Source organism: Paracoccus zhejiangensis (genome assembly GCF_002847445.1).
Classification (GTDB): Bacteria; Pseudomonadota; Alphaproteobacteria; order Rhodobacterales; family Rhodobacteraceae; genus Paracoccus; species Paracoccus zhejiangensis.
Genome location: NZ_CP025430.1, coordinates 1,217,163 through 1,238,468 on the forward strand (window position 1 = coordinate 1,217,163; position 21,306 = coordinate 1,238,468).

Sequence of the window (21,306 nt, forward strand, 5' to 3'; positions counted from 1 at the left end):
GCCGATTTCGCGCCCGCCGTGTTGTTCGCACTTGCAGCATTTCCATAACGCGCTATTCCTATGGGGTTATGATGACGGCGGCACCCATTGACGCGACCCTGATCACCCCTTCGGCGGGGATCGACCGGACACGTCATGGCTGGCGCGCCAAATGCCTGCAGCGCCTGGTGCGGATGGAACTGCCGGTGCCGCGCAGCCACGCCATTTCCGCCGACAGCGTGCAGAAGATCGCCGCCGGCCATCCGCCCGACATCGACATGCTGGCGAGCCTGCTCAGCAGCACCGAATGCCCCGGCCACCCCGCCAGCGGGCTGGTCAGCGTGCGGCCCTCGGCGCTGAACCCCGAATGGGGCGGCCCGGGCACGGTGCTGAACGTCGGCATCAACGACAATTGCCATCAGGGGCTGGTCGGGCGGATCGGGGCCGAGGCCGCCGATGCCATCTACCTGCGCTTCGTGCAGGCCTATGCCATCCACATCGCCCGCCTCGACCCCGACATGTTCGCGCAGGAAGGCGAGGGCGCGCTGCGCGAGGCGCTGCGCACCTATGCCGACGAGATGGACGAGGAATTCCCGCAGAACCCCGCCGTGCAACTGGCCGAGGTGCTGCGCTCGATGGCGCGGGCCTGGGACGGTCCGACCGCGCGGCTGCTGCGTCAGGCCAAGGGCGCGCCGGCCGATGCGCCGCTGGGGCTGGTGGTGCAGGAAATGGCGCTGGGGATCGGCCCGGGCTTCTGCGGCACCGGCACGATCCAGTTCTGCGACCCGGTCACCGGCGCCCCGCGCATCACCGGTCGCTTCCGTGGCCAGATGCAGGGCAGCGTGCGCACCGCCGCCGCCGAGACGCTTTACCTGACCCGCGATCCGCGCGGCTTGTCGCTGGAAGAGGCCGCGCCCGAGGTCTTTGCCGACCTGGTCCGCTTTGGCGTCGCCGCGCGCGAGCGGCTGCGCGAAGAGATGATGATCGATTTCGTGGTGAATGACAGCCGCGTCTCGATCATCGACGCGGTGCGGCTGCAGCGCAGCTCGCGCGCCTCGGTCAGGATCGCCGTGGCACTGGCCAAGGACGGGATCATTCCGCCGGAAGAGGCGCTGATGCGGGTCGAGCCGCGGGCGCTGTCGGACCTCTTGCACCACCAGGTCGATCCGCGCGCGCCGCGCGACCTGATCGCCCGCGGCATCAATGCCAGCCCCGGCGCCGCCACCGGCAAGATCGTTTTCTCGGCCACCGCCGCGCAAGCCAGCGCCGCGCGGGGCGAGCCCTGCGTGCTGGTCCGCCGCGAGACCGTGCCCGAGGACATCCGCGGCATGCACGCCTCGGTCGCGGTGCTGACCGAGCGTGGCGGCATGACCAGCCACGCGGCGGTGATCGCCCGCGGCCTCGGCCTGCCCTGCATCGTCGGCGCCTCGGGGATCAGCATCGACCCGCGCGCCCGCACCCTGCGCGCCGGCACCCGCAGCTTCCGCGAGGGCGAGGAGATCACCATCGACGGCACCACCGGCGAGGTGCTTGCGGGCGCCGCCGCCATGCTGGAACCGGCGCTGGATGACAGTTTCGCGCAGCTGCTGGAATGGTCCGACCAGTTCCGCCAGATCGATGTGCGCGCCAATGCCGACACGCCCGAGGATGCCCGCACCGCGCGCATGTTCAACGCGCAGGGCATCGGCCTCTGCCGCACCGAGCACATGTTCTTCGATGCCGAGCGTCTGCCCGCCATGCGCGAGATGATCTTTGCCGACAAGCCAGAGGACCGGCGGCTGGCGCTGGCGCGCATCCTGCCGATGCAGCGCGACGATTTCGCCGCCCTCTTCGAGATCATGGCCGGGCTGCCGGTGACCATTCGCCTGTTCGATCCGCCGCTGCACGAATTCCTGCCCCATGACCGCGAGGGGATGCGCGAGTTGGCCGAGTCGCTGGACCTGCCGCTGTCGGATGTCATGCGCCGCGTCGATGCCCTGTCCGAGTTCAACCCGATGCTGGGGATGCGCGGGGTTCGCCTCGGCATCGTCATGCCCGAGATCTACGACATGCAGGCCCGCGCCATCTTCGAGGCGACCGCGCTGGCCGGGCGCAAGGGCGACCCGGTGGTGCCCGAGATCATGATCCCGCTGGTCTCGGCCATGCGCGAGGTCGAACTGGTCAAGAACCGCGTCGATGCCGTGGCCGCCGAGGTCAGGAACAAGATGCATGCCGATTTCACCTATCGGCTGGGGGTGATGGTCGAGACCCCGCGCGCCGCGCTGCGCGCCGGTGACATCGCCGCCCATGCGGCCTTCCTGTCCTTCGGCACCAATGACCTGACGCAGATGACCTATGGCCTGTCGCGCGACGATGCCGGGCGCTTCATGGGCGCCTATGTCGGCCAGGGCGTCTATGCCGAGGACCCGTTCCACATCCTCGACCAGGAGGGCGTGGGCGAGTTGTTGATGATCGGGGCCGAGCGCGCGCGGCAGAAGACGCCCGGCATCACGCTGTCGGTCTGCGGCGAGCATGGCGGCAACCCGGAATCGATCGCATTCTGTCACCGCGCCGGCTTTTCCTATGTCTCCTGCTCTCCCTTTCGTGTACCGGTCGCGAGGTTGGCCGGCGCGCAGGAATCGATTCGGGCGAGCTACAACGATTCGGACCATAAACCCCCGAAACGGTTCCCCGATTAGGCCCGAAGCGGTCCTAAAATCGGGTGCAAATTGCTGATTCTCGCCAGTTATCGCCGTGAGGCTCGGCGAGATATCGCCAATTCTGCGCTGCAGCATAGCGAAACCGGAACTCACCCATCTGTGCGCTAGATCGCCGGGCGCGCTTGCACCTATCCAGATCGTCGAAGTTCACCCGGTCATCTGCTCTGACCGGTTCCCGGGCCGCACCAGGCCCATCAATGTAAACGACGATACAGGTCCGATCATGCACTCGCTGCTGCCAAAGCTGATGCGTAATTGTCTCTCTGTTGCGATTGTTTCCGCGGTTGTTGCGGGCTCGGCCAATGCCACTGGCCTGCCCTCTGTCTATTCTTCGGATGGTCAGGCGCTGCACGGAATCGCAGCGCCCATGGATATGCCGCGGCCCAAGCCGCTGCTTTATGTCGATGCCGAGCCGGTGCAGGTCGCCGGCGGGCCGGAGCAGGTCTACAAGACCCGCGCCACCACCGCCTTCTCGGGCCGCGATCTCGATTGCATGGCCGAGGCTCTGTATTTCGAGGCCCGCGGCGAGGGTCGCCAGGGTCAGGCCGCCGTCGCCGAGGTGATCCTGAACCGCGTCGCCAGCGGCAAGTTCCCGAATTCGGTCTGCGGCGTCATCAACCAGCCGAGCCAGTTCAGCTACACGATCGGCGGTCGCAAGACCATCCGCAGCAAGGCCGCCTATCTGCGCGTGCGGCAGGTGGCCGAGAACGCCCTTGCGGGCGGCACCGGCAACCTGACCGGCGGGGCGACCTATTTCCACACCCCTGCCGTGCGCCCGGCCTGGTCGCGCCGCTTCGAGCGCACCGTTCGCATCGGCCGCCACATTTTCTATCGCACCGGCCAGCGCATCGCCTCGAACTGAGGTTCGCGTCTGCGCATCCATCCTTGGATTATCAACAAGGCGGGGCTTCGGTCCCGCCTTGTCAGTTTTGCGATCCCGCCTGCGCCCGCGGCGGCAGGGTGGTTTCCGTGGGCTTCAGCCGCGTCGCCTCCAGCTGGCCCTGCCGTTCCAGCACCGCATAGCCGACCGTCGCCAGTTTGCTGTTGATCTCTTTCACCGCCGCGATCAGCTCCAGATGCTGGTTGCTGGAACTGAGGCTGGTCAGGTTGCCCGAGCCGACCCGCTGCAGATGCCGGTTGCGGCTCTGCTGTTCCAGCCCCGTCACCCGCTGCTTGTGCAGCACCAGCTGCCGCGCCGCCTCCTCGTCCTCGGTCCAGAGCACGTTGCGCGCCAGCAGAAGGCCGGTATCCAGCGCCTCCATCAGCCCGTCGATCTCGGCCGCGCCCTCGGCGGTGAAACGGTATTCACCGCTTTCGACCTGCTGGCGCACCTCGAGGAACTTGCCCGAGATCATGTCGCCGCAGCGTTCCAGCCGGATCGAGAACTCCAGCGCGTTTTGCACGTCGGCCGCCTGCCGCTCGGGCAGTTCCGGCAGGCCGGCAAAGGCGTTGCGGGTTTCGGCCAGCGCGGTGTTCAGCTGCCGCTCGGCCTCGCGCACGCCCTCGGCGTCGGGGGGATGGGCGATGGCCCGGGCGAACATGGTCGACAGGATCTCCAGCATCCGGCCCACCTGCGTCTTCAGCGCCACCACGATCAGCGTCGGGTCCGAGGTATCGGCGGGAAGGGTGAAGCGGGCGTGGGCGCCGGTTACATCCCGACGCTCGGCCCGCTGTGCCATACGCCGCGCCAAAGGGGCCAGGAGCAGCAGGAGGAAGTTGAACCCCAGATGCCCGCCCAGCATGGCGTCATGGGCGGAAAGCTCGACCTGCCCCGCCAGTTGCGCGCCAGCCAGCGCCAGCCCGGCGGTCAGCACCACGCCCAATCCGCAGCGCAAGCTCGCCACGATGCGGGCAACGGCCAGCCCCGGCCCGGCCTCGTTCCTCAGAAGCCACAGCGGCAACAGCGCGCTGCCCAGGTTGCAGCCGAGCACGAAGCCCAGCCCCGCGACCGGCCCCAGCGCCCCATGCGCGGCGAAGGCGAGGCCGGTCAGGATGGCGGCGAGGCTGGAATGCATCAACAGCGTCAGCACCAGCCCGCAGATCGCCGCCGTCACCGGATCGGCATTCAGCGAGGCGATCACCCCGCTGGCGTTCTGCAGCGCCTGCAACGGCTCGACCGCCTCGCGGATCAGCCGCAGCGACAGGAAGATCAGCCCAAGGCCAAGGATCACCCGGCCGATATTCCGCCGCCCGGCCTCGGCCGAATTGAGATAAAGCCAGCCACCGACGACCAGAAGCAGCGGCCCGATGGCGCTGATCGGCAGGGTCAGCACCTGCACCGCCAAGGCCGAACCCAGATCGGCCCCCATCGCCAGCAGCACCGCCGAGACCATCGGAATGGTATTGCTACCCACCAGCCCCGCCGCCATCAACATCACCACTGTGGCGCCCTGCAGCACGAAACCCAGGACCCCGCCCTTGGCCAGCAGCGACAGCGTGCCGGCGCTATCGCGCAGCCGGGTCTGCAAGCCGCCGCCCCATTGCCGCTCGATCCCCACGCGCATGAAGCGCACGGCGAAAAGCAGCAGCAAGGCGCCGCTGAACAGGTGGATGATGAAGGACAGGATCTGCATCGGGTACTCGGACTTGGAACGGTCAAGGTAACAGGAAACCGTTTGTAATCGGTTGACGCGGGAATACCAGCGCCCCAGCCGTCAGTAGGCCCGATCCCCCTTGCGCGGGGCAGGAATTGCCGGATAACGGGGCGCATGGATCATCCCGACCGCCTTCACCTGCGCGATTACCTCGTCAGTGCCGATATCGGTGCTTTCCAGTCCGAGCGCGGCCAGACACAACGCCTGCGCTTCAACCTGACCGTGGAACTGGGCCAGCCGGTCTCGGGGGCCGGCGATCAGGTGGATGAAATCCTCTCCTATGACGTGCTGACCGATGCGGTCGCCGCCGGTCTGTCCGATCGGCGTTACAACCTGCTCGAGACGCTGGCCGAGAAGATCGCCGCCGAGGCGCTGGCCCATCCCCGCGCCGCCAAGATCGACGTGACGATCGAGAAGCTCGACCGGGTGCCGGGCGCGCTTGGCCTGTCGATCACCCGCCAGAAGGGCCGGGTCGCCGCCGAGCCGACAGCACTTCGGCCCGTGGTGATCCATCTCGGCACTGATCGGTCGCTGGCCCCGCCTGCCGGGGCCGTGATCGTGCCCGCCGCTCCGGGTCTGCCACTGCCGGCAACGGGAGATCCGCGCCGGATCGCGCTTCTGGCGCTGGATCAGGCGGCATGGGCGCTGGCCGGGCGGCTGGGGCTCGATGTCTCGGATAGTCGCACTGAGATGGACTGGTCCATCGCCAATGGCTTGCCCACGGTCTGGGCCCCCTATCGCATGGTGGCCGACGAGATAGCACTTGATGCCGATCCGCTGGCCCTGTCCCTCTGGCTGGCCGGGCGGCTGAATGCCGAGCGGCTGGACCTCGCCCTGGCCGACGGCGCGCCCTTGCCCGACGCCCCCGCCGGCTCTGACCTCATCATCTCCCGCCTGCCATGACCGGACCGCTCTATTACCGCCCGATCCCCGCGCCCCTGACCGGGCGCTGGTCGCTGGCCGGCGGCTGGACCCGCTTCTCGCAGGTGGAAATCCTCCAGCGTGGTGCCGCGCCCCGGATCAGCGATACGGCCCCGGACGAGGTAATCGCGGCGCTCACCGCCCCGCGCGCGCCAATCCTTGGCCTTGCCCTCGACCGCCCGAAACTGATGGGCATCATCAACGCCACGCCCGACAGCTTCTCGGATGGCGGTGCCTATGAACCCGGTGCGCAGGCGCAGGCACTGATCGATCAGGGTGCCGACATTCTGGATATCGGCGGCGAATCCACCCGGCCCGGCGCGGCAGAGATGCCGCAGGATCGGGAACTGGCCCGCATCCTGCCGGTTATCGCGGCGGCGTGGGGCCGCGCGCCGATCTCGGTCGATACCCGCAAGGCGGGCGTGGCGCGGGCGGCGCTGGACGCCGGTGCGGGCATGGTCAACGATGTCTCGGGCTTCGATTTCGACCCTGCTTTGCCCGGCCTTGTGGCCGAGACCGGCGTTCCGGTCTGCCTGATGCACGCGCAGGGCCTGCCCGAGACCATGCAGGACGATCCGCGTTATGGGGATGTGCTTCTGGATGTCTATGACGCGCTCGAGGCGCGGATAGACCGGGCGGTTCAGGCGGGTATTCGCCGCGACCGGATCGTGATCGATCCGGGCATTGGATTTGGCAAGACCGAGGCGCATAATCTCGCCATCCTGCGGCGCATCTCGCTGTTTCACGCCCTGGGTTGCCCGATCCTTCTGGGCGTCTCGCGCAAGCGTTTCATCGGCACCGTCGGCGGGGCCGAGGTGGCGGCGGATCGCGGGCCGGGCACCCTGGCGCTGACCATCGAGGCGCTGGCGCAGGGGATACAGATTCACCGCGTCCATGACGTGGCCATGATAAAACAGGGACTACGGCTTTGGGCAGCCGTCAACGAGAACAGGGCAGAACAAGAATGAGCAGAAAGCTTTTCGGAACCGACGGCGTCAGGGGCCGCGCGAATACCTTTCCCATGACCGCCGAGATGGCGCTGCGACTTGGCGCCGCCGCCGGCCGCTATTTCCGCCGCGACGGGCGCAACGGCCACCGCGTGGTGATCGGCAAGGACACGCGCCTGTCGGGCTACATGATCGAGAACGCGCTGACCGCCGGGCTGACCTCGACCGGGATGAACGTGCTGCTTCTAGGCCCGGTGCCGACCCCGGCAGTGGGATTCCTCACCCGCTCGATGCGGGCGGATGTGGGGATCATGATCTCGGCCAGCCACAATCCGGCGGCGGATAATGGCATCAAGTTCTTTGGCCCCGACGGGTTCAAGCTGTCCGACGAAGCCGAGGCCGAGATCGAGCGCATCGTCGCCGGCAGCTTCGATCTGGCGCAGCCGCAGAATATCGGGCGCGCCAAGCGCATCGATGACGGGCGCGGGCGCTATGTCGAATATGCCAAGACCACCTTCCCCACCGGCCAGCGGCTGGACGGGCTGAAAGTGGTGGTCGATTGCGCCAATGGCGCGGCCTATCGCGCCGCCCCTGATGTGCTGTGGGAACTGGGCGCCGAGGTGATCCCGGTCGGCGTCGAGCCGAACGGCCTCAACATCAACGAGGGTTGCGGCAGCACCCATCCCGAGGCTTGTGCCGATGCGGTGCTGAAACATGGCGCCGATCTAGGCATCAGCCTTGACGGCGATGCCGACCGGGTGGCGATCATCGACGAGAAGGGCCGCCTGGCCGATGGCGACCAGATCATGGCGCTGCTGGCGAGCCGTTGGGCCGAGGAGGGCCGGCTGAAGGGCGGCGCGCTGGTGGCGACCGTCATGTCCAATCTGGGCCTCGAACGCTATCTGCAGGGGCGCGGTTTGCGGCTCGAGCGGACCAAGGTCGGCGACCGCTATGTGGTCGAGCGGATGCGCGGTCAGGGCTTCAACCTCGGCGGCGAGCAGTCGGGCCATATCGTCATGACCGATTACGCCACCACCGGCGACGGGTTGATCGCGGGTCTGCAATTCCTCGCCGCGATGGCCGATAGCGGCCAACCCGCCAGTCAGTTGGTCAGCCAGTTCGACCCGGTGCCGCAATTGCTGAAGAACGTGCGTTACGCCGCCGGGGCCGATCCCTTGTCGACCGAGCCGGTCAAGGCAGTGATCGCCGAGGCTGAACGCCGGCTGAACGGCTCGGGCCGGGTGCTGATCCGCAAGTCGGGCACCGAGCCGCTGATCAGGGTCATGGCCGAGGCCGAGGACGAGACCATGCTGCGCGAGGTCGTGGACGGTATCGTCGCCGCCGTCGAAAAGGCGGCCTAAAGCGGGCGGTTGTAGCGGATGAAGGGCGACCTCACCGCCACGCGATCATAGAGCATACGGCCGGGATAGTTGTTCTCGGCCGTCAGCCAGTAGACCGCGGGAACGCCCTTCGCGTCCGCTGCCGCGTAGACCGCCTCGATCAGTGCGCGCGCGACGCCCTTGCCGCGCGCTTCAGGGGCGGTGAACAGATCCTGCAGATAGCAGACCCCTTCCGGACGCCAGAGATTGGGGTGAAAGACGTAATGCGTCAGTCCCAGCAGTTGGCCGTCCTCCTCGGCCACCAGCCCATGAAAATCGTGCGGATCGCCCGCGAGCAGCCGCTCGAAAGCCGCATCGAAAAAGGATTGCGGCAGGTCGGGGCGTTCGTAGAACCGCTGATAACCGTCATAAAGCACCTGCCACTCTGCCTTGTCGGCAGCTGTGACCGGCCGGACTGTCACCTCCATCGCCAAGTTTACCGCCCCTGCCGCCGGGCCATGAAGGCCAGCTTCTCGAACAGCGCCACGTCCTGCTCGTTCTTCAAGAGCGCACCATGCAGGCGCGGCAGGATCTGGTCGGGTGCGCGCTGCAGATCCTCGGGTGCCAGATCCTCGGCGAGGATCAGTTTCAGCCAGTCGAGGAATTCGCTGGTCGAGGGTTTCTTCTTCAGCCCGGGCGCTTCGCGCAGCTCGAAGAACTGGGTCAGCGCGGTATCCAGAAGACGCGGTTTCAACCCGGGGTAGTGAACCGCCACGATCTGCTTCAGCGTCTCGGCATCGGGGAAGCGGATATAATGGAAGAAGCAGCGGCGCAGGAAAGCGTCGGGCAGTTCCTTTTCATTGTTCGAGGTAATCACCACCACCGGCCGGTGCCTCGCCTGAATGGTCTCGCCGGTCTCGTAAACGTGAAACTCCATCCGGTCGAGTTCCTGCAGCAGGTCGTTCGGGAACTCGATATCCGCCTTGTCGATCTCGTCGATCAGCAGGACGACCTTGCCCGGCGCATCAAAGGCCTGCCACAGCTTACCCTTGCGGATGTAATTGCCGACGTCATGCACGCGTTCATCGCCCAGCTGGCTGTCGCGCAGCCGGCTGACCGCGTCGTATTCATAGAGGCCCTGCTGCGCCTTTGTGGTTGATTTCACGTTCCATTCGATGATCGGCAGGCCCAGCCCGGCAGCCATCTGCCGCGCCAGCTCGGTCTTGCCTGTCCCCGGCTCGCCCTTGACCAGCAGGGGCCGTTCCAGCGTCACGGCGGCATTGACGGCGATGGCCAGTTCGGGGGGTGCGACATAGTCCCGGGTGCCGGTGAATTGCATGTAAGGACTCCTGAACCTGCTCCAACTCGGCGGCAACCTAGGACGCTGTCCCGCCGCCCGCAAGATTGGCGCAGACGTTAACCCTAACTTATATCGACAAGGGGGATTCCTTCCTTTATGGGTCCGCTCGAGGACCCGGACCCCCCAACGTCCCGGCCGAGCCGGAGGAAATATGAAAGCTCAAACCTTCCTGCCTCAGGATTACCGTCCCGCCGAGGACGAACCTTTTATGAATGACCGTCAGTTAGAGTATTTTCGTCGCAAATTGCAGGCATGGAAGCAGGAACTGCTCGAGCAATCCGCCGAAACGCTCGAAGGACTTCAGGACAGTGGCCGCAGCGTGCCGGATATTGCCGACCGCGCCAGCGAGGAAACTGACCGGGCGCTGGAACTGCGCACCCGTGATCGCCAGCGCAAGCTGGTCTCCAAGATCGACTCCGCGCTGCGCCGGATCGAGACCGGGGATTACGGCTATTGCGAGGTGACTGGCGAGCCGATCAGCCTCAAGCGGCTGGACGCGCGCCCGATCGCCACGATGACGCTGGAAGCGCAGGAAAAGCACGAGCGGCGCGAGCGCGTTCACCGCGACGACTGATCCGGATTGCCGACGGGGCGGCGACCTGCGGGATCGACGCCCCGGCACAAGGACGGCGAAAGGACAAGGATCATGTCGGAAAGCACCGAGGGTCCGAGCCCGGCCGTCCTGTCTGCGCGACGGGGCAACCACCTGACAGACCGCCCGACCACCATCATCGGCGCGGGCATTGGCGGGCTTACTGCCGCGCTGGCGCTGGCGCGGCGCGGGGCCGAGGTGCATGTGCTGGAACGCGCACCGGAACTGACCGAGGTGGGCGCGGGCCTGCAGATCTCTCCGAATGCGGGCCGGGTGCTCGAGGCGCTGGGGCTTGGCCCGGCGCTGGATGCGGTGTCGGTGCGCGGGCGCGGGGTCCGGATGTGGGACGCCGCCGGTCGGCCCATCGCGAAACTCGACTTTGCCGCCCGCCGTCCCGCCGCCCGCTTCCGCATGATCCACCGCGCAAGGCTGGTCGAGCTGCTGGGCGCGGCGGCAGAGGCCGAGGGCGTGACCCTGCGGCTTGGCCACATGATCGACGCCCTGCCGCGCGAGCCGCTGGTCATCGGGGCGGACGGGATCAACAGCCGGGTGCGGCAGGTGCTGAACGGCACCGAGGCGCCCTTTTTCACCGGCCAGACCGCATGGCGGGCGCTGATCCGCGACCCAGAACCGCCCAGTGATGGCACGGGCTGGTCCGACCTGTTCCTCGGGCCGAAGCGGCATCTGGTCAGCTATCCGCTGGCGGGCGGCCTTCGCAACATCGTCGCCGTGGTCGAGCGCCCGGACTGGCAGGCCGAGGGCTGGTCACAGGCCGATGATCCGGCCCATCTGCGCGCTGCCTTCGCCGGTTTCGGCGGGCCCGTGCCCGGCTGGCTGGCGCGCGTGAGTGAGACCGGCATCTGGGGCCTCTTCCGTCACGAGGTCGCGCTGCGCTGGCAGGATGGCAGCCGGGTGATCCTTGGCGATGCCGCCCATCCTACCCTGCCCTTCATGGCCCAGGGCGCGGCGCTGGCGATCGAGGACGCGGCGGTGCTGGCCGCCTGTCTGGACAGCGACCCCGACCAGCCCGCCGCGCTGGCGCGATACCAGTCGGTGAGGGCCGAACGGGCAACGCAGGTCGTGGCGCTGGCCAGCGCAAACGCCCGGAACTATCACCTGACCGGGCCAAAGCGGCTGGTCGCCCATGCCGGGCTGCGGCTGATCTCGCGCCTCGCGCCCGAACGGCTGGCCGGGCGGTTCGACTGGATCTATGACCATGACCCTCTGGCCGTGACAGCAGCAGGGCCTGCGGCAGGTCGTCGCATCTGAAGGCTTGAGTTTTCCGCGAAATCTCCTCCTATCTGGGACGGTAATCCCCGACGAGGCTTTTCATGGTTCACCTCCCCGCCCTTCCCGCCCGCAATCCCGCGCAGCATCATCGCGCGGCCACCCAGCTGGAACTGTTCTTCGATCTGGTCTTCGTCATTGCCATCGCCTCGGTCACCGCGGCGCTGCATCACGGCATCAGCGAGGGACACGGCGTCGAGGTGCTGCCGCGCTTCCTGTTCCTGTTCATCTCGATCTGGTGGTCGTGGATGAACTTCACCTGGTTCGCCAGTGCCTTCGACAATGACGGCCCGCTCTATCGGCTCCTGACCATGACGATCATGGTCGGGGCGCTGATCTTTGCCGGCGGGGCCAGCCATATCTTCGAGACGCTGGACATGCAGTGGGGCGTGCTTGGCTGGTGCATCATGCGGGTCGCCATGGCGCTTCTGTGGCTCAGGGCCAGCAGCAATCCCGCCTATCGCACCACCTGCCGCCGCTTTGCCGCCGGCATCCTGATCGCGCAGCTTGGCTGGATCCTCGTCTACCTGCTCTGCGCCCCCGGCTCGACCGCCTTCTTCATCGGCGCGGCGCTGGTCTTTCTGATCGAGTTCTCGGTGCCGGTCTTTGCCGAACGCGCAGGCGCCACCCCCTTTCACCGCCACCACATCATCGAACGCTATGGCCTGCTGACCATCATCTCGATGGGCGAGATCATGCTGGCGATCAGCATCGGCTTCAGCATGATGTATGGCGAGCATGGCCTGATCTGGCCGGGCGTGGTCGCGCTTGGCGGGGCGGTGATGGTGCTGGCGATCTTCTGGCTCTATTTCACCGAAGAGGATCACCTGCCCCGCGCTGATACCAAGACCGCCTTCATCTGGGGCTATTCCCACGTCTTCATCTTCGGCTCGATCGCCGTGATGGGCGCCGGGGTCGCGGCCGAGCTGGATCTGGCCAGCCATCACAGCAAGGCGACACCCGCGGAACTGGCGATGTGGCTGGGCCTGCCACTGGCGGTGTTCCTGCTGGCGCTGTGGGTGGCGCGGGACCGGCATTTCCACCACGGCATCCGCAGTCTGGCGCTGTCGGTCATGGCCGGGGTCTCGGTCGCCGGGGCCTTCCTTGACCTGCCGACCTGGGGCTTTGCCCTGATCGCGGTGGCGGCGGTGCTGTGGCGTTGCCCGCTCCGCGAGCCCGCGCCCGATGCCGGCACGGTGCTGGAACACGGCCAGCCGGCAAGCGACCACAGGCACTGATCCGGTGCTGCCACTTGCCCCCCGTTTTCCCGTTGCGGGGGGCGGGTCTCGGCCTCTAGGTTAACCGCGACCACAGGAGGATCAGCCAGATGACCCAGGGCTTCGACACGACCGCCATCCATGCCGGCACCGCACCCGACCCCGCCACCGGCGCGCGGCAGGTGCCGATCTATCAGACGACCGCCTATGCCTTCCGCGACGCCGATCACGCGGCCAAACTCTTCAACCTGCAGGAAGTCGGCTATATCTATTCGCGGCTGACCAACCCGACCGTGGCGGCGCTGCAGAACCGCATCGCGGCGCTGGAGGGCGGGGCCGGGGCGGTCTGCTGTTCCTCGGGCCACGCGGCGCAGATCATGGCGCTGTTCCCGCTGATGGGACCGGGGCTGAACATCATCGCCTCAACCCGGCTTTACGGCGGCACCGTGACGCAGTTCAGCCAGACCATCCGCCGTTTCGGCTGGTCAGCGAAATTCGTCGATCTCGACGATCTCGAGGCGGTGAAGGCCGCCATCGACGGTGACACCCGCGCGATCTTCTGTGAATCGATCAGCAATCCGGGCGGCTATGTCACCGACATCCCCGCCGTTGCCGGGATCGCCAACGAGGCCGGCATCCCGCTGATCGTCGACAACACGCTGGCGACCCCCTATCTCTGCAAGCCGATCGAGATGGGCGCGACGCTGGTCGTGCACAGCCTGACCAAGTACATGACCGGCAATGGCACCGTGACCGGCGGCGTGGTGGTGGACAGCGGCACGTTCGACTGGTCGGCCAGCGACAAGTTCCCTAGCCTCTCGGCCCCGGAACCCGCCTATCACGGGCTGAAATTCCACGAGACCTTCGGCAACCTCGCCTTCACCTTCCACGGCATCGCCATCGGCCTGCGCGATCTGGGCATGACCATGAACCCGCAAGGCGCGCATTACACGCTGATGGGGATCGAGACGCTTGGCCTTCGTATGCCGCGCCATGTCGAGAATGCCCAAAAGGTCGCCGAATGGCTGGAGAAAGACCCGCGAGTGAACCTTGTCACCTATGCGGGCCTCGCCTCCTCGCCCTGGAACGCGACGGCGAAGCGCGTCTATCCCAAGGGCGCGGGCGCGATCTTCACCTTCGAGATCAAGGGCGGCTATGCGGCGGCGGTCAAACTGGTCGATGCGCTGCAACTCTTCAGCCATGTGGCGAACCTGGGCGATGCGCGCTCGCTGGTGATCCATTCCGCCTCGACCACGCACCGGCAGCTGAACGAGGATCAGCAGCGCGCGGCCGGTGCCGGGCCGGAGGTGGTGCGTCTGTCGATCGGGTTGGAGGATGTGGGCGACCTGATCGCCGATCTGGACCAGGCGCTGGCCAAGGCGACGGCCTGAGACTGCCAGTGAAGTGAATAGGCCCGGGGAGATGTTCCCCGGGCCTTTCCGATTGCCGCCTAACCTCAGTTCGAGGGGGCCGCTTCTGCGCCAGGCGCCTCGCCTTCGGGCGCTTCGCCCTCGGGCATCTCGCCCGCCGGCATTTCACCCTCGGGCGCGGCTTCGGCCTCGGGTTCAGCCTCGGGCGCGGCGCCATGATCGCCATGGCCGCCGCCCATCCCGGCACATTCCGCCATCGCCGCCTCGTCGCGCAGCGCGAACTGCATCTCGACCTGCGCCATCATGGTCAACTCGCCACCCTGCACCGGCACCGCCTTGCTGGCCCCGGCATCCATCGCCTGCCGCATCATCATCGGCTCGGGTCCCCCCTGCGTATAGACCACATCGCGCATGGTCAGGACCGGGCCGAGCGTCAGGCCGGCAGCCTCGGCGATCACCTCGGCGCGGTGCTGGGCATCGGCCACCGCGTCGCGGCGCGCCTCGTCCTGCATCTCGTCGGAATTGTCGCGGCCGAAGGTGATGCCGTTAATCTCGTTCGCACCCGCCGTGACCAGCCCGTCCAGCGTGCCGCCGAGACCCGCCAGGTCGCGCACCCGCACCGTCACCATGTTCTGCGCCTGGTAGCCGGTAACGCGCGGCGGCTGGCCCTCGCGCGAATAGTCCATCATCGGCGTCAGGTTCAGACCCGAGGTCTGGATGTCGCGTTCTTCGACGCCCGATCCGGTCAGCGCCGCGATCACCGCCGTCTGCTGTTCGGAATTCTGCGTCATCGCCGCAGCCGCCGTCTCGGCCTGGGTGGTGACGCCAAGATTGATCGTCGCCATGTCGGGCTGGCCCAATGCCTGCCCCTCGCCGGTGACCGAGATGCGGGCGCCATGGTGACCCATGCCCTTGCCGTGGCAGGCGTGATGCCCGCCCATGCCGGGCTTGTCGCCGGGCGCCGCCATCGCCGGGGCGGCAGCCATCAGCGCCGCGCCGGCCAGCAGCCCGGACAGCATCCCCCGCCCGCGCGCCTTGCGGGTCAGAACGGGCCTCGTGGCGGCGGCGGTGTCTCGTGTTTTCATTTGGTAGCTCCTGTTGGGGGATGTCTGTCCCGCTGAACGCCGATCATAGGGATTTGTTCATCGATTTGCGTTCACAGCTTCGCCAGTTTCCCTTTCCCCACACAAGGAATTGAGGTAAATCATGAAGACAACACCAGATCGGGACAAACCCGCGCGCCGAGGCTTAGCAGACAGTCATGACCAAGCATTTTACCGCTGCATTCGCAATGAGCTTTACCCATGAGGAGGTCGTGCTGGAAAAGCGCGACCCCGAGGGCTGGCGACGGCTGGGGTCCGTGCGCTTCACCCGCGGCGACCTGGGCCAGCAGCTGGGCAGCCTGCGCGAGCGCGACGGGACAGAGGCCGATCAGGCCGGCGGCCCCGACACGCTGCTGGTCATTCCCGATGACCAGATCCTCTATACCACGCTGACCGTTCCGCCGGGGCCGGAACCGGCGCTGGCCGTGGCCCGCGCGCTGGAGGGGCTGACCCCATACGAGGTCGCCGATCTGGCCTTTGCCTGGGCGCCCGCGGGCGAGGATCAGGCCGACAGCCTGCACATCGCCGCCGTCGCCCGCCGCACGCTGGAAGAGGCCGAGCAATTCGCGCTGAGCCAGGGGTTCCGCCCGACCGGCTTCATCGCCCGCCCGGGTGACGACCGCTTTCCCGGCCAGCCCGATTTCGGCCCCTCGGCCACGGTTCGCGACCTGACCCGTCGCAGCACCGTCACCGAACCCGATCTGCGCCGCGCCGGCGTCACCTCGGCCAGCATTGCCGGCATGGCCGAGGCGCCGGTCGAGACGCCCGCCAAGATCGCCGCGCCCGATCCGGTCATCTCGCGGGTGACCGCGCATGTCTATCCCGCCGCCGAGCCGGCTGCGGCAGCGACGCCCAAGGCCAAGCGTGCCGTCATGTCGGAATTCGCCGTGGCGGCGGAACGTGGTGCGGCGGCCAGCCCCGCGCCCCAGAACCTGCGGGTTGGCCCGGCGCTGCCCGCCGAGGCCCCCGCCGCCCCCCCTGCCGAGGCACCGGTCGAGACGCCCGAGACCGAGGCCGCCGAGACTGACGCCCAGGTGATCCGTCACCTTGCCCCGCAGGTCGAACTGACCACCCCCGGCAAGACCATGCCGCCCCGGGCGCAGGCCTTCCACAGCCGCGCCGCCGAGGCCCGCAGCCGGCGTGCGGTCGAGGAGGCCGAGCCGGCCACGCCCGGAGCGATGGCTTCGCTGATCGGCGCGGCGCGTGCGATGAACAGCCGCGCGCCCAGCACGTTTACGGTGATGATGGGCCTCCTGATGCTGGCGCTGGTCGTGGTGCTGCTGTTCTTCGGCGGCAAGACCGAGACGCCCGCAGCCGATCAGATCGCCGCGACCGCCCCGGCCACAGAAGTCGCGGAACCCGCCGCAGCGCCGGTCTCGGACGAGGCGCTGGTCGAGGATACGACCGAGCCGGTGGACGAGGCCGAGATGGCCGAGGAACCGGATGTGCCGACGGATGCGGAACTCGCGGCAACCGACCCCGTGACCGCGCCCGTCACCGAGGCAGAGCCGGTCACTGCAGCCACCCTGCCGGCCGAGACCCCGGCACCGCTGACCGAAGCGGCTGTCGCGCCCGAGCCGGAAGCTGCCGCCGACGAAGCGCTGGCCGCGCGCGAAAGCGCCGTGCAGGCCGCGTTGACCGAGGCGCAGGCTGAACCCGCAGCGGAACCCGAGGCCGAGGCCGAGGCCGTTGCCGAAGCCCCCGCGGCCGAGGTCCCGGCAGCTACGCCCGCGCCCGCGCCGACCCCGGCACCGGTGGCTGCGGCCCCTGCCCCCAAGGCTGCGGCCCCGCAAGCTGCGGCGCCCAAGGCGGCTGCTCCGGCCCCCCGCGCGACCCAGCCCGCACCCTTGCGCACGCTGGCCCTGACCCGCTCGACCCGGCCCGCCGCGCCGCCGCGCCGTGCCGCCGCGCCGGAAACGAACGACGCGACCCCGGTGGTCCCCGCCAATCCCCGCCCCTTTGCCGAGCGCACGCAAGCCGCGCCGTCGCGGGTGACGGCGATCCGCCCGCCCTCGCGTCCGGCTTCGACCCAGCGCGCTGCCGCCGAGCCGGTGGCGCAGCCGGCAGCCGGCCCCGCGCCCGCACCCGCCGCGCAGCGCCCGACCGATGCCTTGCAACGCTCGACCCGGCCACCCTCGCGACCTGACCGGCAGTCGATGAACCTGCTACCGCGCGGAGCCGAGGAACCCAGGCAGGCGGCGCTGACGCCGGAAGAAATCCGCTATTACGAGGATATCCTGAAGTACCTGCGCACCGCGCAGGCCGGCAATGACAGCCTGAGCAAGGCCGAGCGTGACGCGGTGATCCGGCTGGCCGATGCCCGGCCCTTGCGGCGGCCAGTCGATGTGCGCGCCGGCACGCAAAAGGCGGTGAACAACGCGGTGGCGGCGGCGATGGGGGAATCGCCACCACCGGCACAGAAGCCACAATCTGAACCGCAGCGCACCGCCGGCTCGCCCACCGCGACCGGCGGTCTTTCGCGTTCGGCCCGTCCTTCGCATCGCCCCGGTTCGCTGTCGGCCCGCGCGGGTGGCAGCAGTGTCTCGGGCGCGGCGGTCGACAAGGCCATCGCCGCCGCCGTCGCCTCGGGTCCTCTCGCCCCCGGCGCCAGGGCGCTGACCGCCCTTTCCTCGTCGCCGCTGCCGCCGCGTCGGAGTGGCAATCGCGGCGTGGTGGCGCTGGTCGCGCCTGCCGCCGCCGCCGCAACGGCTGTCGCCGCTGCCGCGCCGATCCCGCAGCAGCCAAGCGCCAACGAGGCCGCCGCGATCGAGGCCCAACGCCGCGAGGATGCCCAGTTGCAGGCCCAGGCCGAGGCCCGAGCCCGCGACCGTGCCGCGGCTGATGCCCGGGCCGAAGCGCAGGCCCGCGCCGCCGCCGAAGCCCGCGCCCGCGCCCAGGCCGAGGCCGAGGCCCGCGCCGCCGCGCAGAGAAACCAAGCCTATACCCCGCCCGAGGCCGAGAACGAGCCCGAGGTCGCCACCAATGTCCCGCGCGGCACCACTGCCGCAGGGGTCGCCGCCAATGCCACGGTCAAGGACGGTATCACCATCAACCGCACCCAGATCATCGGCACGATCGGCGCCGGCAAGGGCAGCCGGGCGCTGGTCAGGCTGTCGAATGGCCGGGTCATCACGCTGCGGCTTGGCGACCGCATCAATGGCGGTACGATCACCGCGATCGGCAATAGCCGCGTCACCTATGTCAAGGGTGGGCGCAGCAGCGATCTGGCGGTGCTCGACGGCCGTTAATGGAAAATTTCCTTCTACTTTCAACGATTTTCCTTGTTACGATGGTCATTGCCGTGCCGCTCTCGGCGCGGTTGGGGCTGGGCTCGGTGCTGGGCTACCTGATCGCCGGCATCCTCATCGGCCCGGTTCTTGGGCTGGCCGGCAGCGAGATGTCGGAACTGCAGCACATCGCCGAATTCGGCGTGGTGATGATGCTGTTCCTCATCGGGCTGGAACTTGAACCGCGCAACCTGTGGAACATGCGCCGCAGGCTGATGGGTCTTGGCGGCGCGCAGATCCTCGGCACCATCGCGCTGATCTTTGCTGTCGCCATGCTGGCCGGTCAAACCTGGCAGGTCTCGCTGGTCCTCGGCATGATCCTGTCGCTCAGCTCGACCGCCATCGTGCTGCAAACCCTGTCCGAGAAAAGCCTGATGCAGACCGGCGGCGGGCGCTCGGCCTTTGCCGTGCTGCTGACGCAGGATATTGCCGTCATCCCGATGCTGGCGCTGATGCCGCTGCTGGCCTTCCAGCGCAGCGCCAGCCACCCGGCCGAGAACGGCGGTCATGGCGGCGAGGAATTCGTCGCGCAGGCGATCATGGCCAGCCTGCCGGGCTGGGCCGCGGCGCTGGCGACGCTGGCCGCCGTGGCCGGGGTGATCGTGATCGGGCAATACCTGATCCGGCCGGTCTTCCGCTATGTCCATTCCGCCCGCCTGCGCGAGATGGACACGGCCTTTGCCCTGCTGATCGTGGTGGGCATCGCCTCGATGATGATCCTCGTCGGCCTCTCGCCGGCGCTTGGCACCTTCCTCGCCGGGGTGATGCTGGCCGGGTCCGAGTTCCGGCACGAGCTGGAAAGCCAGATCGAACCCTTCAAGGGCCTGCTGCTCGGCCTCTTCTTCATCACCGTCGGCGCGGGCATGAATTTCGACATGCTGGCCGCCGACCCGGTGCCGATCCTGTCGGCAACCGCGCTCTTGATCGCCGCCAAGGCCGGGGTTCTGTACCTGATCGCCCGGCAGGCCGGCATGGCCGACCGCGACCGCTCGCTGTTCACGCTGTCGCTGGCGCAGGCCGGCGAGTTCGGCTTTGTCCTTATTTCCTATGCCGCCTCTCTGGCGATCCTGACGCGCAGCATGGCCCAGGGGTTCCTGCTGGTCATCGCGCTGTCGATGCTGGCGACGCCCTTGCTGTTCATCCTCTACGACCAGGTGGCCAAGCGGCTTGGCGACGGGTCGGAACATCACGACCCCGACGAGATCGACGAGCAGCAGCCGATCATCATCGCGGGTGTCGGTCGCTTCGGGCAGGTGGTGAACCGGCTGGTCACCATGTCGGGCTTCCAGACCACGGTGCTGGACCATGACCTGAAGCTGATCCAGCTGATGCGCAGCTTTGGCTTCAAGGGCTATTTCGGCGATCCCACCCGGCCCGAGATCCTCGCCGCCGCCGGGCTGGAGAAGGCGCAGATCCTTGTCGCCGCGCTGGATGACCCGGCCTCGAACATCAAGCTGGTGCGCTACGCCCGCGAGAAGCGGCCCGACCTGGTCATCATCGCCCGCGCGCGCGACCGGGTGGTGGTCTACCAGCTTTACGCCGCCGGGGCCGATCACATCGTCCGCGAACTCTTCGATTCCAGCCTGAGGGTCGGGCGCTATGTGCTTGAAAATGCAGGCCTGTCGGAATACGAGGCGGCCGAGCTGGAAAAGATCTTCTACAAGCTCGACCGCGCCAACCTGCGCGAACTAGCCGAGGTCTGGAAGCCCGACCTGCCGCTGGACCAGAATGAAGATTACGTCCAACGCTCGCGCGATCTGAACAAGGTGCTGGAAAACGCGCTGATGGAGCGCTTCGCCCATGGCCCCTCGGCGGCGCCGATCGAGGAGGAAGACGAAGGTGCCGACGAGGACCCCGAGCACGGGCTGAAGATGCCCTCGCGTCCGGGCGGTCGCAAGGTGCGCCCGATCACCGAGGATGCGCGCCAGGACTGATCCCGTGGGGGATCAGCTGCCGCCCGCGCCGCCGATGGCCAGCGCGGCATTGACCGCCAGCGCCAGGATCACCGTATTGTAGAAATAGGACAGCACCGAATGCAGCGCCACGATCCGGCGCAGGTCGCTGGTTTCGACCGTCACGTCCGAAGTCTGGCCGCACATGCCAAGGGTCAGGCTGAAATACAGGAACTCCCACACGCCGGGATCCTTGTCGGCATCACCCTTGCGGCTGGCGAAACCCAGTCCGCCGGCATCGCGCCCGTCGCCGCTGGTGGCGTAGTAAAGCCCGGCATAGTGGAAGGCCATGACCGTGTGCAGCGTGGCCCAGCCAAGCGGGACCGAGGCCACCGCCAGCACCGGCTGCCATGGCCCCCGCGCGCCATGGCCCAGAAGCGCAGCCAGCACCGCCAGCAGGCTGACCGCCACGCCGGCAAAGGCCAGCAGCAGGATCAGCCGCGCGCCCTCGTCGGTATCCTCGCCATGATGGCGGCGCAGGTCCTCGGGCGTCAGGTGACGGATAACGCGCGCGGTCATCAGCAGGTAGGTCAGGAAGAAGAGATCGGCCCCGACCAGCGCCCGGCTGCCCAGATCGAGGGGCGCGATCAGCGCCGCCAGCAGGCCAAGCGCGGCGGCAAGGATGATGCGCGTATGCCGCCGCCATGTGGCGCGCAGCACGTGCAGTCGGGGCTTCACC

General features: G+C 68.1%; 16 protein-coding genes. 11 read left to right on the plus strand and 5 right to left on the minus strand.

What is annotated here, in order from left to right:
- Positions 1–68 precede the first annotated feature (68 nt).
- Both CX676_RS06015 and CX676_RS06020 read left to right on the plus strand, forming a co-directional pair.
- Positions 69–2,657 carry a putative PEP-binding protein gene (locus CX676_RS06015; RefSeq protein ID WP_101751806.1) on the plus strand — a complete coding sequence of 863 codons (2,589 nt, stop codon included), beginning with the start codon at positions 69–71 and terminating at the stop codon, positions 2,655–2,657.
- A 388-nt stretch (positions 2,658–3,045) separates the two neighbouring features.
- Positions 3,046–3,540 carry a cell wall hydrolase gene (locus CX676_RS06020; RefSeq protein WP_101751807.1) on the plus strand — a complete coding sequence of 165 codons (495 nt, stop codon included), beginning with the start codon at positions 3,046–3,048 and terminating at the stop codon, positions 3,538–3,540.
- 61 nt (positions 3,541–3,601) lie between these two features.
- On the opposite strand, the gene CX676_RS06025 is transcribed toward CX676_RS06020, so the two are convergent.
- Positions 3,602–5,251, minus strand: a complete 1,650-nt coding sequence (locus tag CX676_RS06025; RefSeq protein WP_101751808.1) for a Na/Pi cotransporter family protein — start codon at positions 5,249–5,251, stop codon at positions 3,602–3,604.
- Between the two features lie 135 nt (positions 5,252–5,386).
- Here CX676_RS06025 and CX676_RS06030 point away from each other — a divergent pair, with 135 nt between their 5' ends.
- The 3 genes from CX676_RS06030 to glmM are packed head-to-tail and all read left to right on the plus strand — an operon-like array spanning position 5,387 to position 8,501.
- Positions 5,387–6,175, plus strand: a complete 789-nt coding sequence (locus tag CX676_RS06030; RefSeq protein ID WP_101751809.1) for a dihydroneopterin aldolase — start codon at positions 5,387–5,389, stop codon at positions 6,173–6,175.
- The gene (gene folP / locus CX676_RS06035; RefSeq protein ID WP_101751810.1) at positions 6,172–7,161 is read left to right on the plus strand and encodes a dihydropteroate synthase; all 990 of its coding nucleotides are present in this window, start codon (positions 6,172–6,174) and stop codon (positions 7,159–7,161) included. The genes CX676_RS06030 and folP overlap by 4 nt, the downstream gene beginning before the upstream one ends.
- Positions 7,158–8,501, plus strand: a complete 1,344-nt coding sequence (glmM, locus tag CX676_RS06040) for a phosphoglucosamine mutase (protein ID WP_101751811.1) — start codon at positions 7,158–7,160, stop codon at positions 8,499–8,501. The genes folP and glmM overlap by 4 nt, the downstream gene beginning before the upstream one ends.
- On the opposite strand, the gene CX676_RS06045 is transcribed toward glmM, so the two are convergent.
- Together CX676_RS06045 and CX676_RS06050 are read right to left on the minus strand one after the other, a co-directional pair.
- Entirely contained in the window at positions 8,498–8,947 is a 450-nt protein-coding gene (locus CX676_RS06045) for a GNAT family N-acetyltransferase (RefSeq protein WP_101751812.1), read from the minus strand. The two genes, glmM and CX676_RS06045, sit on opposite strands and share 4 nt — an antisense overlap.
- A gap of 8 nt (positions 8,948–8,955) precedes the next feature.
- Positions 8,956–9,798 carry an AAA family ATPase gene (locus CX676_RS06050; RefSeq protein WP_101751813.1) on the minus strand — a complete coding sequence of 281 codons (843 nt, stop codon included), beginning with the start codon at positions 9,796–9,798 and terminating at the stop codon, positions 8,956–8,958.
- A 172-nt stretch (positions 9,799–9,970) separates the two neighbouring features.
- Between CX676_RS06050 and dksA the strand changes: the two genes are divergently transcribed.
- The 4 genes from dksA to CX676_RS06070 all read left to right on the plus strand — a co-directional run bounded on the left by dksA (position 9,971) and on the right by CX676_RS06070 (position 14,306).
- The gene (dksA, locus tag CX676_RS06055; protein WP_101751814.1) at positions 9,971–10,393 is read left to right on the plus strand and encodes an RNA polymerase-binding protein DksA; all 423 of its coding nucleotides are present in this window, start codon (positions 9,971–9,973) and stop codon (positions 10,391–10,393) included.
- A 72-nt stretch (positions 10,394–10,465) separates the two neighbouring features.
- Entirely contained in the window at positions 10,466–11,680 is a 1,215-nt protein-coding gene (locus CX676_RS06060) for an FAD-dependent monooxygenase (protein WP_101751815.1), read from the plus strand.
- A gap of 62 nt (positions 11,681–11,742) precedes the next feature.
- Positions 11,743–12,936 (plus strand): low temperature requirement protein A, encoded by a 1,194-nt coding sequence (locus CX676_RS06065; protein WP_101751816.1) that lies wholly within the window; start codon positions 11,743–11,745, stop codon positions 12,934–12,936.
- Between the two features lie 89 nt (positions 12,937–13,025).
- Complete coding sequence (locus CX676_RS06070) at positions 13,026–14,306, plus strand: O-acetylhomoserine aminocarboxypropyltransferase/cysteine synthase family protein (RefSeq protein WP_101751817.1); 1,281 nt, start codon at positions 13,026–13,028, stop codon at positions 14,304–14,306.
- Positions 14,307–14,371: 65 nt separating this feature from the next.
- Here the strand turns inward: CX676_RS06070 and CX676_RS06075 are convergent, their stop codons facing one another.
- Complete coding sequence (locus CX676_RS06075; protein ID WP_101751818.1) at positions 14,372–15,370, minus strand: SIMPL domain-containing protein; 999 nt, start codon at positions 15,368–15,370, stop codon at positions 14,372–14,374.
- A gap of 176 nt (positions 15,371–15,546) precedes the next feature.
- On the opposite strand from CX676_RS06075, the gene CX676_RS06080 reads away from it, so the two are divergent.
- Positions 15,547–18,636 carry a hypothetical protein gene (locus CX676_RS06080; RefSeq protein ID WP_157935857.1) on the plus strand — a complete coding sequence of 1,030 codons (3,090 nt, stop codon included), beginning with the start codon at positions 15,547–15,549 and terminating at the stop codon, positions 18,634–18,636.
- Complete coding sequence (locus CX676_RS06085; protein WP_101751820.1) at positions 18,636–20,609, plus strand: monovalent cation:proton antiporter-2 (CPA2) family protein; 1,974 nt, start codon at positions 18,636–18,638, stop codon at positions 20,607–20,609. Before CX676_RS06080 ends, CX676_RS06085 begins: the two co-directional genes overlap by 1 nt.
- 12 nt (positions 20,610–20,621) lie before the next feature.
- On the opposite strand, the gene CX676_RS06090 is transcribed toward CX676_RS06085, so the two are convergent.
- Complete coding sequence (locus CX676_RS06090) at positions 20,622–21,305, minus strand: DUF1345 domain-containing protein (RefSeq protein ID WP_232816597.1); 684 nt, start codon at positions 21,303–21,305, stop codon at positions 20,622–20,624.
- Position 21,306: the final 1 nt, after the last annotated feature.

Coding starts and splice junctions, on each gene's coding strand:
- CX676_RS06060 (WP_101751815.1), top strand. CDS start 10,466: ATGTCGGAAAGCACCGAGGGTCCGAGCCCGGCCGTCCTGTCTGCGCGA.
- CX676_RS06045 (WP_101751812.1), bottom strand. CDS start 8,947: ATGGAGGTGACAGTCCGGCCGGTCACAGCTGCCGACAAGGCAGAGTGG.
- folP (WP_101751810.1), top strand. CDS start 6,172: ATGACCGGACCGCTCTATTACCGCCCGATCCCCGCGCCCCTGACCGGG.
- CX676_RS06070 (WP_101751817.1), top strand. CDS start 13,026: ATGACCCAGGGCTTCGACACGACCGCCATCCATGCCGGCACCGCACCC.
- CX676_RS06065 (WP_101751816.1), top strand. CDS start 11,743: ATGGTTCACCTCCCCGCCCTTCCCGCCCGCAATCCCGCGCAGCATCAT.
- dksA (WP_101751814.1), top strand. CDS start 9,971: ATGAAAGCTCAAACCTTCCTGCCTCAGGATTACCGTCCCGCCGAGGAC.
- CX676_RS06085 (WP_101751820.1), top strand. CDS start 18,636: ATGGAAAATTTCCTTCTACTTTCAACGATTTTCCTTGTTACGATGGTC.
- CX676_RS06015 (WP_101751806.1), top strand. CDS start 69: ATGATGACGGCGGCACCCATTGACGCGACCCTGATCACCCCTTCGGCG.
- CX676_RS06020 (WP_101751807.1), top strand. CDS start 3,046: ATGGATATGCCGCGGCCCAAGCCGCTGCTTTATGTCGATGCCGAGCCG.
- CX676_RS06030 (WP_101751809.1), top strand. CDS start 5,387: ATGGATCATCCCGACCGCCTTCACCTGCGCGATTACCTCGTCAGTGCC.
- CX676_RS06050 (WP_101751813.1), bottom strand. CDS start 9,798: ATGCAATTCACCGGCACCCGGGACTATGTCGCACCCCCCGAACTGGCC.
- CX676_RS06075 (WP_101751818.1), bottom strand. CDS start 15,370: ATGAAAACACGAGACACCGCCGCCGCCACGAGGCCCGTTCTGACCCGC.
- CX676_RS06025 (WP_101751808.1), bottom strand. CDS start 5,251: ATGCAGATCCTGTCCTTCATCATCCACCTGTTCAGCGGCGCCTTGCTG.
- CX676_RS06080 (WP_157935857.1), top strand. CDS start 15,547: ATGACCAAGCATTTTACCGCTGCATTCGCAATGAGCTTTACCCATGAG.
- glmM (WP_101751811.1), top strand. CDS start 7,158: ATGAGCAGAAAGCTTTTCGGAACCGACGGCGTCAGGGGCCGCGCGAAT.